General features: G+C 66.9%; 11 protein-coding genes and 1 riboswitch. All 11 genes read right to left on the minus strand.

Translation table 11 applies throughout. The features are described 5' to 3' along the window. Positions 1-4 precede the first annotated feature (4 nt). The 11 genes from H536_RS0118310 to H536_RS0118360 all read right to left on the minus strand — a co-directional run bounded on the left by H536_RS0118310 (position 5) and on the right by H536_RS0118360 (position 11,510). Entirely contained in the window at positions 5-850 is an 846-nt protein-coding gene (locus tag H536_RS0118310) for a GNAT family N-acetyltransferase (RefSeq protein ID WP_024351831.1), read from the minus strand. Next, positions 847-1,629, minus strand: a complete 783-nt coding sequence (locus H536_RS0118315) for a polysaccharide deacetylase family protein (protein WP_024351832.1) — start codon at positions 1,627-1,629, stop codon at positions 847-849. The genes H536_RS0118310 and H536_RS0118315 overlap by 4 nt, the downstream gene beginning before the upstream one ends. A gap of 75 nt (positions 1,630-1,704) precedes the next feature. Beyond that, the gene (locus H536_RS24500; protein ID WP_155898546.1) at positions 1,705-1,881 is read right to left on the minus strand and encodes a hypothetical protein; all 177 of its coding nucleotides are present in this window, start codon (positions 1,879-1,881) and stop codon (positions 1,705-1,707) included. Between the two features lie 107 nt (positions 1,882-1,988). Beyond that, positions 1,989-3,797 carry a phosphomethylpyrimidine synthase ThiC gene (thiC, locus tag H536_RS0118325; RefSeq protein ID WP_024351833.1) on the minus strand — a complete coding sequence of 603 codons (1,809 nt, stop codon included), beginning with the start codon at positions 3,795-3,797 and terminating at the stop codon, positions 1,989-1,991. 121 nt (positions 3,798-3,918) lie between these two features. After that, positions 3,919-4,046: riboswitch (TPP riboswitch) on the minus strand. Positions 4,047-4,357: 311 nt separating this feature from the next. Next, positions 4,358-4,747, minus strand: coding sequence for a septal ring lytic transglycosylase RlpA family protein (locus H536_RS0118330; RefSeq protein WP_024351834.1), 390 nt, complete (start codon positions 4,745-4,747; stop codon positions 4,358-4,360). Positions 4,748-4,968: 221 nt separating this feature from the next. Then, positions 4,969-6,426, minus strand: a complete 1,458-nt coding sequence (locus H536_RS0118335; protein ID WP_024351835.1) for an alkaline phosphatase D family protein — start codon at positions 6,424-6,426, stop codon at positions 4,969-4,971. 177 nt (positions 6,427-6,603) lie between these two features. Continuing rightward, on the minus strand, positions 6,604-7,449 hold the full coding sequence (locus tag H536_RS23405; protein WP_024351836.1) for a cell wall hydrolase: 846 nt from the start codon (positions 7,447-7,449) through the stop codon (positions 6,604-6,606). A 112-nt stretch (positions 7,450-7,561) separates the two neighbouring features. After that, complete coding sequence (locus tag H536_RS0118345; RefSeq protein ID WP_009207956.1) at positions 7,562-8,341, minus strand: succinate dehydrogenase iron-sulfur subunit; 780 nt, start codon at positions 8,339-8,341, stop codon at positions 7,562-7,564. A gap of 162 nt (positions 8,342-8,503) precedes the next feature. Next, positions 8,504-9,784 carry a TRAP transporter large permease gene (locus H536_RS0118350; RefSeq protein ID WP_024351837.1) on the minus strand — a complete coding sequence of 427 codons (1,281 nt, stop codon included), beginning with the start codon at positions 9,782-9,784 and terminating at the stop codon, positions 8,504-8,506. Positions 9,785-9,878: 94 nt separating this feature from the next. Further along, positions 9,879-10,460, minus strand: coding sequence for a TRAP transporter small permease (locus H536_RS0118355; protein WP_024351838.1), 582 nt, complete (start codon positions 10,458-10,460; stop codon positions 9,879-9,881). A gap of 72 nt (positions 10,461-10,532) precedes the next feature. Beyond that, positions 10,533-11,510, minus strand: coding sequence for a sialic acid TRAP transporter substrate-binding protein SiaP (locus H536_RS0118360; RefSeq protein ID WP_024351839.1), 978 nt, complete (start codon positions 11,508-11,510; stop codon positions 10,533-10,535). Positions 11,511-11,548 lie beyond the last annotated feature (38 nt).

Below are 11,548 nucleotides of genomic sequence, written 5' to 3' on the forward strand. Positions count from 1 at the left end.
GCGCTCAGGGCAGCTTCTGGTCGAGGAGGATCACCTCCGAATGCAGATGGTCGACGTCGCGGGGCGCGACATCCGCCGGGCGGTACCAGCGCGGCAGCCTGATCGTTTCCACCGTGCCTTGATCGTCGCCCGGCGTCATGAAGCGCGTGTCGATGGCGAGAACGCCGCGCTCGCCGGTCACGATGACATCGGCAATACCCTGCGCATGCGCCGACAGGAACGCCGGATCGCTGGCATGCAGGATCTCGTGATAGGCGATTGCCTCACCCTTCAGCTTGCGCTGCCAGACCAGCCAGCTGTCGCCGACGAAGGCATGGTGCAGGTCGAAGCCGGCATGGGCGTCGAGGACAACCCGCTGCGCCGGATCGAGCCGCTCGCGGATCGCCGCCGCATCCCGCAGCACCGGCAGGCGCCCCGGCGCCCCGCTCGGCCGGAACAGGCTGCGGCTGTCGTCGAGCACCGAAAAGCCCAGTGCCCGGATCTTGCGGCCGGTGGCCCGGCGGGCGGTCATGGTCTGGTAGGTGACGCCGGGCTGCGCCGTGCCCGAGCGCAGCAGATCGTCGCCGGTCCCGTCGCCGCGATAATCGGCGAGGAGATACCAGGAGGACAGATCGCAGAAGCGCCGCAACTGGCCGCCGATCACGCGGTCGCTGTAGATCGTGCCCATGAAGCCGACGACATGCTCGCCATCCTCCACCAGCCAGCCGCGCTCGACACCCTCCGGTCGCCAGGGATAGTCGAGCAGCCGGGCCCAGCGCTCGCGGGGGATCCTGGCGTTCATGTGGGTGTGCAGGAGTTCGACCACCGCAGCGATGTCGCCGGCTCGCGCCGGTCGCACGATCGCGCTCATCGGACGAGTTCGTCCGTCATGGCGCCGGCGAACAGTGCCCCCGCGTCGCGCCATCGGACCGCCGGATGGGCGGCGAAAAGGGCCAGCAATTCGTCGAGAAAGGCCCAGGTCTCGGCGTCGTGGTCGAGATGGTGGGTAAGGATGCCGAAGGGCTCGGCCGGATCGCTGTGCCCGAGCCGCCGGTCGGCAAGGCGCTCGGCGGCCAGCCGGACCAGCTTGTCGTGCCCGGCGAAACGGGCACCGCCCTTCCAGGTGAGAAGATCGAGATGGGCGTTCACATGGCGGCAATCCGCCTGCGGCGAGGCGGTCTGGCGCGGCCCGAATACCGAGATGCCGGCATAGCCCATGGCCGGCAATGCCTCGGCCACCGCCGGCTCGATGCGGTTCCAGGGCGGCACCATCACCGGCACGAGCCGGTCGCCGAATGCCGCCGCCAAGCGGCTGCGCCCCTCGTCGAACTCACCCAGCACCTCCGCCAAAGGCCGGTCGCCGCCGCATTCCACGGCGCGTCCGCCGGGCGCGGCGTGGTTCCTGTGGGCGTGGCCATGCTGGAGGACGGTCAGGAGCGGATCGCCCCGATGGGCGACCAGGCTGTCCGTCAGCCCCGCGGGAATGACCGCCAGCGCCAGCGGTGCGGCATGGCGGTGCGCGGCGGCGACCAGCGCCTCGAGCGCCGGCGTCGCGGCAATCGCATCGTCGTCCCGCCACCACATGTCGATCCGCCGGCCGGCATCGTGCCAAACGTCGAGTTCGCTCAGAAGGTCGTCAGCGTTCCGCATGGCGCGGCTTTAGCGGCGATCGGGCGTCCGGGCAATTGCTGCGCGGCGCGACCGATCGGCCAGAGCAAGAGACGGTCAGTCTCTTTCTTCGTCTTCCTCGGCGTCCTGTTCGTCGTCCGGAACATCGGTGCCGATCAGCCGCTCGTCGGGCTCTTTGCCGGCAAAGGAATTGTCGGTGCGCTGCAGCGCATTGTCGAGGACGCCGCCATCGGCGGGCTTTTGGTCGTGTCTGGGGGCCTTCGGATCGGCCATCGTGCGTTCTCCTGATGCAGTCGAACGCCTAACCACCAGCGTGCCCGCCCCGTTCCACTGGGGACACGGGAGGCGGCAGCACACCGCCGCCTCCGCTTCGCTGCGCCCTACTCGGCCGGCACGTCGCCGGCAGGCATGTAGAGATCGCCGCCCTCGCGATATTTCTGCGCCATCTTCTCCATGCCCTCCTTCTGCGCCTCGGCGCGGATGTCGTGGGAGATCTTCATGGAGCAGAATTTCGGGCCGCACATGGAGCAGAAATGCGCCACCTTGTGCGCCTCCTTGGGCAGCGTCTGGTCGTGGAAGGAGCGCGCCGTCTCCGGGTCGAGGGAGAGGTTGAACTGGTCCTCCCAGCGAAACTCGAAGCGCGCCCGGCTCAGCGCGTCGTCGCGCAGCTGCGCAGCCGGGTGGCCCTTGGCGAGATCTGCGGCATGGGCCGCGATCTTGTAGGTGACGACGCCGACCTTCACGTCGTCGCGGTCCGGCAGGCCCAGATGCTCTTTCGGCGTGACGTAGCAGAGCATCGCCGTGCCGAACCAGCCGATCATCGCCGCGCCGATGCCCGAGGTGATGTGGTCGTAGCCCGGCGCGATATCGGTGACCAAGGGTCCGAGCGTGTAGAACGGCGCTTCGCCGCAGACCCGCATCTGGCGATCGACATTCTCCTTCACCTTGTGCATCGGCACATGGCCCGGCCCCTCGATCATCACCTGGCAGCCCTTGGCCCAGGCGATCTTCGTGAGCTTGCCCAGCGTGTCGAGCTCGGCGAACTGTGCCGCGTCGTTGGCATCGGCGATCGAGCCGGGGCGCAGGCCGTCCCCCATGGAGAAGGACACGTCATAGGCCCGGCAGATATCGGCGATCTCCTCGAAATGCTCGTAGAGAAAGCTCTCTCGGTGGTGATGCAGGCACCACTTCGCCATGATCGAGCCGCCGCGCGACACGATGCCCGTCGTGCGGTCCACCGTCAGCGGAATATGGGACAGCCGCACCCCGGCATGGATGGTAAAATAGTCGACGCCCTGCTCGGCCTGCTCGATCAGCGTGTCGCGGAAGACCTCCCAGGTGAGGTCCTCGGCGATGCCGTTCACCTTTTCCAGCGCCTGGTAGATCGGCACCGTGCCGATCGGCACCGGCGCGTTGCGGATGATCCAGTCGCGGATGTTGTGGATGTTGCGGCCGGTGGACAGGTCCATCACCGTGTCGGCGCCCCAGCGGATCGCCCAGACCATCTTCTCCACCTCCTCGGCCATCGAGGAGGTGACGGCGGAATTGCCGATATTGGCGTTGATCTTGACCAGGAAGTTGCGGCCGATCGCCATCGGCTCGACTTCCGGATGGTTGATGTTGGCCGGGATGATGGCGCGGCCGGAGGCGACCTCGTCGCGCACCCATTCCGGGGTAATGAAATCCGGGATCGCCGCCGAATACGGCTCGCCGTCGCGCTCCAGGGCCCGCTTTGCCTCGGCCCGGCCGAGATTCTCGCGGATCGCGACGAACTCCATCTCGGCGGTGACGATGCCGGCGCGGGCATATTCGTACTGGGTCACGGCGCGCCCGCCCGTCGCCCGGCGCGGTGCGTTGCGAACCGGAAATTCCGGCGTCAGCTTCTCGGCCGGCAGATTGCCGTTGTCCTCGGGCTGCACCGCGCGGCCCTCGTAGAATTCGGTGTCGCCGCGGGCCGCGATCCAGCTCTCGCGGATGCGCGGCAGTCCCTTGGCAATGTCGGTCTCGACCTGGCTGTCGGTATAGGGGCCGGACGGATCGTAGACGATGACGTCGGGCTCGCCCGCGGTCGGATGCACGGTGATTGCGCGCATCGGCACGCGGATGTCGGGAAAGGCCGTTCCGGCCAGGTAGATCTTGCGGGATGCCGGCAGCGGGCCGGCGGTGACGGTGGGTGTCACGGCATTCATCTTGGTTCTCCAGTCGCGCTCGCGTCGGAGATCCAGTTCTGCTTTCGGTGATCGAAAACTCTCGTCGGCCTGTCGGATCGCCCCTGTCGTTGAGGGCATGGCCCGCATTGCGGGCCGGAGAGGTCGGCGGCTTTCCCATCCCTACGCCAGTATGAACTGGATCAGGTTCGTAGGGTCGCCGCGCGCTTCGCCGATGATCGGCGGCCGTCGGCCTCTCAGTTCCTTGCCGGAACTCCCCTTGGACGAGCGGACGGTAGCAGTCCCCGTGGGGGTGTCAACAGCGGTTGCAGCGGTCGTTACCGAAGATCGGCACGTCACAGGAAGAGGCAGGGAACGGGAAGACAGGAAGCAGGACCGGCAGCGGCCGATCGGGACATCGCGGCGGCGACGCAGGCGATGCGCCGCGGGCCGGGACGACCGGGAGGCGGTCAGGGGCAAAGCCCGAGCCAGACCCGCGATGCGTGTCGCGGGCGGTCCGCGGCGCAAGCGGCGCCGTCGGACGAGATGGTGTCACATGCGGGCGGCCAGCGCCCCGTCATGCGGTCGGCAAAGCCGAGACCCTAGAGGATGTCGAGGCTGACCTTGGCGGTGCCCGAATGGATCATGCCGATCTTCGAGGCCGCGGCGCGCGACAGGTCGATGATCCGGCCGCCATGATACGGGCCGCGGTCGTTGATGCGCACGACGACGGACTTGCCGTTGCGACGGTTGGTGACGCGCACCTTGGTGCCGAAGGGCAGCGTCTTGTGAGCCGCCGTCATGGAGTTCATGTTGAAGCTTTCGCCGTTCGCCGTGCGGCGACCATGAAAGCGCTTTCCGTAATAAGAGGCGGAACCCGAGGCCGCGGACTTCGTTTCGGCTACGACCGGAGTGATTGCGACGGAGTACGAACCGACCATCGTTCCGGCGAAAAGCGCAGCCGCGAGAGCGGCCTTCGGCAGAAACTTCATTCTTGGCATGTCCTTGAGATGCGACGTTTGCGACGCCGCCTCCTTCGTCAATTCCTGTGACGAGAAAAAGGACGGACTCTGGCAGCAATAGGGTCTTTCTACGACAGCGGAACTTTTCGGGCCCTGGCGTATCGTCCTGAGCCCAAACGAAGAATTTCCGTCCGAGCCCTGTACTGAATGCGACAGCCATGTCGCATTCGCGCCGGTGACGCCTTAACCGGTCAGACCGCCAGCTTCGGGGTCCGGCCGCTGTCTTCGAGTTCCCATTCGGCCTGCCAGTCCATGCCGTCCTGCGACAGGACGAGGTAGTTGCGCTCGCTCGTATAGGTCGCGCGGCGCGACGGCAGCGGCCGCAAGCGGATCTTCCGGCCGCGCAGTGGGCTCTCGCCGACACGGGCGAGAAGGCCGAGCGCAAACGGATAGGCCGGCCCGGGCGCGGGGTGGGAAATGCCGGACGCGACGAGCTGGTGCATCACACTCCCGTTCAGAAGCCGCATCTCGCCGCGCGTCGCCAGATGGATTTCGCCGGAGACGACCACGAGCCCGCCGACGGCCCGCTCGGCGCGATCGGCCAGGCATTGCAGGCAGCGGATCCATTCGCGCCGATGCGCCCGGCTCTGCCACTGGTCGCGCAGATCGTCGGACAGCTTGGCGACCCGCGGTACGATGCCGGCGACGAGCTCGGCCCAGCTCAGCCGCGGCCCGAGCACCGGCACGCTGGACATCAGCACGATCCGGTCCGGCTCCGGCGTCGTCTCCAAGGCCGTTTCGAAGCTCTTCCATCCGACCGGCCCCATCACCCGGTCGGGGCGGCGTTCACTGCGCAGGTCCGGCGCGAGGATCGTCAGGCCCGGATAGCGCACCGCGACGCCCAGGCTGCGCGCCTGCCGGTCCAGCGCGATCGCCGGCAGGTCGGCCTCATCCGCCGCCAGCTGGAAGATCAGGAACATCTCGCGCGCCGCCTCGAACAGGCCGCGCCCGACGGGACTGTCCAGGAGCGCCGCCGGATGGCTGCCCCAGCCGTCGATGATGTCGTGGTCGTCCCACATCGACACGGACGGCACATGGGCCGACATCGCCCCCATGGCGGGCCGGGCGAAGCTGATCAGATAGCGCTCGAAATAGAAGCGCCGGATCGCCGCGCGGGCCTCCTCGGTCAGCGGTACGGTCCCGCGCTCGTCGGGCTTCAGGCTGGTCCAGCGCTGTACATCCGGATGACAGGCGAGGACGTCGTCGGCATAGAGCTGGTCGCCGCCCTGCAGCATCAGGGAGAACGGAGCGCGGTCGTGCTCGGCGGTGAGCCGGGTCCACATGGCGTCGCGCTCGGCGATGTCGCGCGTAAGATCCCCGTTCTCCTGGCCGTTGCAGGAGACATAGGCGATGCGCGCCGCGCCGCCGTCGGGGCTGACGACGGCATAGTCCGTCTCGTCGATGCGGTAGGAACTGGTGGTGCCGGCCGGCAGCGAGAAATCGTAGCGCCAGACCGTGCGGCCGAACCTCGTGGCCAGCGCAATCGGCTGCATCGCCTCGCCCGCGGCAAACAGGTCGGGCGCCGCGGCCGCCTCGTCCAGGACGAGGATCGCAGCGAGATGGTCGCGCCGGCCATCGCCGCCGCGTGCATAGAGGATCGGGCCGATCCGGTCCGGAAGCGGATTGGCGGCGGAAACGGTCTCGGTCATCGGCTCCTGCCGGCTTGGCTGTGACCGATGCCCGTCCCGGCTTCGGTCTCGCCCCGCCATATAGGAAGCCATGGCTGCCATGCCGACCGCAATGCCGCCATCACGCGGGCCGGACGATCGGACGCCGGCAGAACCAACGGGGATTGCGGCTTTCGCGGAGCCCCGCGCCGGCCGAACTCAGTCGGCGGTGGTGGTCTGGACGCCAGGCAAGGCCTGCATGCGGGCGTCGAGCGTGGCCGTATCGGCGACATCCGGGGTCGGCGCGGCGGCCTCCGCCGCACGAACGCGTCCGCCCTTGCCGCTGTCGGCGCGGGCCGGCTGTTCGGTCAGGCCCTGCCAGAGCGTCAGGAAGGGATTGGCCTCGTCACCGGTAGTCTTGCGCGGCGCCATGGCGGTGGCCGTCGCCAGCCCGGCCGGGGCCGACGTGTCCCGTTCGGGGCTCGGCGCAACGGCGGCGGTGCGAACCTCGTCGATGGCCGCGGCGGCGCCATTCTTGCGGACCTCCGCCTGGGACGCCATGCGGAAGCCGGCACTGCGCTGGTCGCGCGAGATCTTCTGGTAGAAGGCGTTGCCGCCGGCAATGACCTTGTAGTGCATGTTGCCGTAGCCGAAGCTCAGGCCCGCCGTGTGGAAGAACTTGGCATCGCCGACGGCGGCGTGGCGCTTGCCCGACAGGACCTCATGGGCGGTCTGCATCGCCAGTTCCTTGCCGGCCCCCATGTCGCGGGTCATCACGCCGGGCGCGAACTGCTTGGGCTGGGCGACCACGTCGCAGACGGAATCGGGATAGCTCGGCGAGCCGACGCGGTTCATCACCACGGTGCCGACGGCGAGCATGCCCTCGCGGCTGGAGCGATTGGATTCGAAGAACATCGCCCGGGCGAGGCATTCCTGGCTCGGACCGTAGCTGAGGGGTGACACCACCTCCTCGATCTCCGGTGCGCCGACACAGCCGGACAGGACGGCAGCGGACAGAAGGGTGGCAAGGGCCGGCAGACGGCCGCGGATCGACAACGTGCTCATGGCGCTGTCGTGGTCACGAAATGTGTCGGCAAACGGGGCGGCGTGTGCGGGAATCACACCGGCAGGCGATTCCGCCAGCCGGTGTTGCCGAATCGCCGCGCCTGCCGCCGGGTCAGACCCGGCGTTCGATCATCATCTTGCGGATCTCGGCGATCGCCTTGGCCGGGTTCAGTCCCTTCGGGCAGGACTGGGTGCAGTTCATGATGGTGTGGCAGCGATAGAGCTTGAACGGATCTTCCAGATCGTCGAGCCGCTCGCCGGTCGCCTCGTCGCGGGAATCGATCAGCCAGCGATAGGCCTGCAACAGGACGGCCGGGCCGAGATAGCGGTCGCCATTCCACCAGTAGGACGGGCACGAGGTCTGGCAGCAGAAGCACAGGATGCACTCGTAGAGGCCGTCGAGCTTCTCGCGGTCCTCATGGCTCTGGCGCCATTCGCGCTCGGGCTCGGGCGTATCGGTCTTCAGCCACGGCTCGATCGAGCGCAGCTGGGTGTAGGGCACCGTCAGATCGGGGATCAGGTCCTTGATCACCGGCATGTGCGGCAGCGGATAGACCTTCACGGCGCCGCGGATCTCGTCCATGCCCTTGGTGCAGGCCAGCGTGTTGGAGCCGTCGATGTTCATGGCGCAGGAGCCGCAAATGCCCTCGCGGCAGGAGCGGCGCAGCGACAGGGTCGAGTCGACCTTGTTCTTGATCCACAACAGCGCATCGAGAACCATCGGGCCGCAATCGTCGGTGTCGACGTAATAGGTGTCGGTCCGCGGGTTTTCCTCGTCGTCCGGCGACCAGCGATAGATCTTGAACTCGCGCACATTCGTCGCGCCCGCCGGCTTGTCCCACACCTTGCCGGGATTGATGGTGGAGTTCTTCGGGAGGGCAAGTTCGACCATGAGGATGTATCCGGTGCCTTTCTGGAATCGTTCGCAACATAAAGCGTGCGCTGCAAAACACCAGAGACGAAACCGCGCGGAAAGGCTTCAAATCGTTTGAAGTCCGGCCGTTTTCCGGTGTCTGCGACGTTGTCTCGCGGCCGTTGCCGGGTGACGCCTGCCTCAGCGATAGATCAGCGTCGGCAGCCACATGGTCAGGGCCGGGATGAAGGTGATCAGGAACAGCACCACGAAGAGCGGCACCAGGAAGGGCGCCGTCGCCGACATGCAGCGCTCGAACGGAATGCCCGATACCCGCGACAGGACGTAGAGCACCATGCCGATCGGCGGGGTCAACAGGCCGATCATCAGGTTGAGCACCATGATCACCCCAAAATGCACCGGATCGACGCCCATCTGCATGGCGATCGGCAGCAGCACCGGCGTCAGGATGGTGATCGCCGCCACGGTCTCCATGAAGCAGCCGACGATCAGCAGGATCAGGTTGATCAAAAGCAGGACGACCCACGGATTGTCGGAGATCGTCAGGATCAGCGCGGCGAACTGCTCCGGCGCCCGGTTGGAGGTCAGGATCCAGGCGAAGATCGACGCCGCGGCGACGATGAACAGGACGACGGCGGTGGTCTCGATCGTGTCGAAGGAGACCCGCAGGAACCGCTTCAGCGTCAGCGTGCGATAGACCACGAGGCCGAGGATCAGCGCCCAGGCACAGGCCGCGATCGCCGCTTCCGTCGGCGTGAAGGCGCCGGTCAGGATGCCGCCGACGATGATCACCGGCGTCATCAGCGACAGGAAGGCGCGCTTGAAGGTGAAGCCGAGGATCGACAGCTTGAACGGCTGGTCGACCGGATAATTGCGGCGGCGGGCATAGATCGCGATCATCGCCATCAGCGAGACGGCCATCAGCAGGCCCGGAATGAAGCCCGCGGCGAAGAGTTGGCCGATCGAGGCGCCGGCGACGACGCCGTAGATCACCATCGGCAGGGACGGCGGAATGATCGGCCCGATGGTCGAGGACGCCGCCGTGATGCCGACCGCGAAGCCCGGCTCGTAATTGGCGTCGCGCATCGCCTTGATCTCGATGGCGCCGAGGCCGCCGGCATCGGCCACCGCCGCGCCCGACATGCCGGCGAAGATCACCGAGGCGCCGACATTCACATGGCCGAGACCGCCGCGCATCCAGCCGAAGATCGCCTTGGCGAAGTCGAAGATCCGCTCGGTGATGCCGGCGGCGTTCATCAGGTTGCCGGCGAGGATGAAGAAGGGGATCGCCAGCAGCGGGAAGGAATCGACGCCGTTGATCATGCGATGGATGACCACGACGTCGGGCACCCGGCCCTCGACCAGGATGAAGATCGCCGAGGAGCCCGCCAGAGCGATGGCGACCGGCACGCCGAGGATGATCATCCCCAGAAGCAGCACGAACAGCATCGTCAGCAGCATGGAAACCCCGAACAACAGGTAAGGCCGCGACCGGCCGGGCGCACCGGCCCGGCGTCGCATGCGAAGGAATGGGAGGCAGCGGCGCGCCTGGGCATCAAAGGCCGGTGCCCGTCAGCGCGAAGCGTTCCGGGTCGATCAGCCGGCTGGTGCCGCTGCGCCAATGGCGGATCAGGGCGATGAGCGCGTAGACGGTCATCAGCGCGAAGCAGACCGAAACGCCCCAGTAGACGGAGGATTTCGGCACGTCGATCGAGACCATCTTCTGATGCGTGCGGCCGGCGAGCTGGACGCAGAACCAGCCCATGGCGCCGTAAAAGACCAGCGTGATGACATCGACGGTGATCTGCGCCACGAAGCGTCCCCGCCGCGGCAGATAGCGGTAGAACAGCTCGACCGCGATGTGGCTTTCCTTGCGGGCCGCCATGATCGCGCCGATGAAGGTGACCGCGATCAGCAGGAAGCGCGCGATCTCCTCGGTCCAGCCGAGGGAATTGTTGAGCACGTAGCGCGTGAAGAACTGCAGGAAGACCACGAAGGCCAAAAGCCAGAAGACGCCGAAGACCACGCCGTCGCTCCAGCGCAGATCGGACAGATCGACGGGCTGGTCGGCGAAGGGGTTCGGCTCCAGCGGCTGTACGCCCGCTTCCGGGCCGGGTTCGATTTCAGGTGACGCCATGACCGCATCCGGAACGAGGAGACAGGCCGGGCGCGCTGAGCGCGCCCGGCGAGACTTCCGAAGAGAAGGAGACTATTCGATCGCCTGGAGGCGGTCGTAGGTCTCCTGGTCCCAGGTGGCGTCGGGACCGTTATGCAGCTTCATCGTCGCCTCGCGGAACGGCGTGATGTCGACCTCGTGAACGTTGACGCCCTGCTCGCGGAACCACTCGGCGAGCTTGGCCTCGTTCTCGCGCACCTGCGTGGTGGCGCAGTCGGCGGTTTCCTTCAGAACATCGGAGAGCGCCGTCCGGTCGGCCTCCTCCATCTGGTCCCAGGTCGGGCCGCCGACGATGGTCAGGAGCGCATCGTTGATATGGGCGGTCAGCGAGATGTCCGTCTGCACCTCGTAGAACTTCTTGGCCTGGATGGTCGGCAGCGGGTTCTCCTGGCCGTCCACCGTGCCCTGCTGCAGCGCCAGATAGACCTCGGCGAAGGCGATCGGCGTCGGATTGGCGTTCACCGCCTTCGGGAACATCATGTAGAGCGGGGCATTCGGCACCCGGATCTTCATGCCCTCCATGTCGGCCGGCGTGTTGATCGGCTTGTTCGCCGTCACGTGCCGCTGGCCGTAATAGGTGGTGGCGACGACGTGGTTGCCGGTCGCCTCGTTGTAGCCGGCCGCCAGTTCCTTGAAGAGATCGGAGTTGCGGAACGCGTCCCAGTGGTCGTAGCCACGGAACATGAAGGGCGCGCCGCCGATGGCGATCGGGCCGTAGGCGCGGCCGGCGAAAAGCTGGCCCGTATAGATCACGTCGACGGTGCCGAGGCCGAGGCCTTCGTTGATGTCGACTTCCTTGCCGAGCGAGGACGCCGGGAACACCTCGAAGGAATAGCGATCCTCCGTCGCCGCCTTCAGCTTGTCCGACGCCTCCACCGCGCAGGTATGATACGGCTCGCTGGACTCGTAGACATGGGCGAATTTCAGCGCCGTCTGGGCGAAGGCCGGCTGCGCGGTGAGCGCAATGGCAGTCGCGGCCGAAAGGGCCAGTACATGCTGTGTGTATTTCATCTTGTTCCTCCCCAATGTATACACTGTTTTCAGGCGAT

It is taken from the genome of Aurantimonas coralicida DSM 14790 (assembly GCF_000421645.1).
In the GTDB taxonomy this organism is placed as follows: domain Bacteria; phylum Pseudomonadota; class Alphaproteobacteria; order Rhizobiales; family Rhizobiaceae; genus Aurantimonas; species Aurantimonas coralicida.

Bases quoted from the DNA above. Each gene is read 5' to 3' on its own strand.
- H536_RS0118310 (WP_024351831.1), bottom strand. From the start codon at position 850: ATGAGCGCGATCGTGCGACCGGCGCGAGCCGGCGACATCGCTGCGGTG.
- H536_RS0118315 (WP_024351832.1), bottom strand. From the start codon at position 1,629: ATGCGGAACGCTGACGACCTTCTGAGCGAACTCGACGTTTGGCACGAT.
- H536_RS24500 (WP_155898546.1), bottom strand. From the start codon at position 1,881: ATGGCCGATCCGAAGGCCCCCAGACACGACCAAAAGCCCGCCGATGGC.
- thiC (WP_024351833.1), bottom strand. From the start codon at position 3,797: ATGAATGCCGTGACACCCACCGTCACCGCCGGCCCGCTGCCGGCATCC.
- H536_RS0118330 (WP_024351834.1), bottom strand. From the start codon at position 4,747: ATGAAGTTTCTGCCGAAGGCCGCTCTCGCGGCTGCGCTTTTCGCCGGA.
- H536_RS0118335 (WP_024351835.1), bottom strand. From the start codon at position 6,426: ATGACCGAGACCGTTTCCGCCGCCAATCCGCTTCCGGACCGGATCGGC.
- H536_RS23405 (WP_024351836.1), bottom strand. From the start codon at position 7,449: ATGAGCACGTTGTCGATCCGCGGCCGTCTGCCGGCCCTTGCCACCCTT.
- H536_RS0118345 (WP_009207956.1), bottom strand. From the start codon at position 8,341: ATGGTCGAACTTGCCCTCCCGAAGAACTCCACCATCAATCCCGGCAAG.
- H536_RS0118350 (WP_024351837.1), bottom strand. From the start codon at position 9,784: ATGCTGCTGACGATGCTGTTCGTGCTGCTTCTGGGGATGATCATCCTC.
- H536_RS0118355 (WP_024351838.1), bottom strand. From the start codon at position 10,460: ATGGCGTCACCTGAAATCGAACCCGGCCCGGAAGCGGGCGTACAGCCG.
- H536_RS0118360 (WP_024351839.1), bottom strand. From the start codon at position 11,510: ATGAAATACACACAGCATGTACTGGCCCTTTCGGCCGCGACTGCCATT.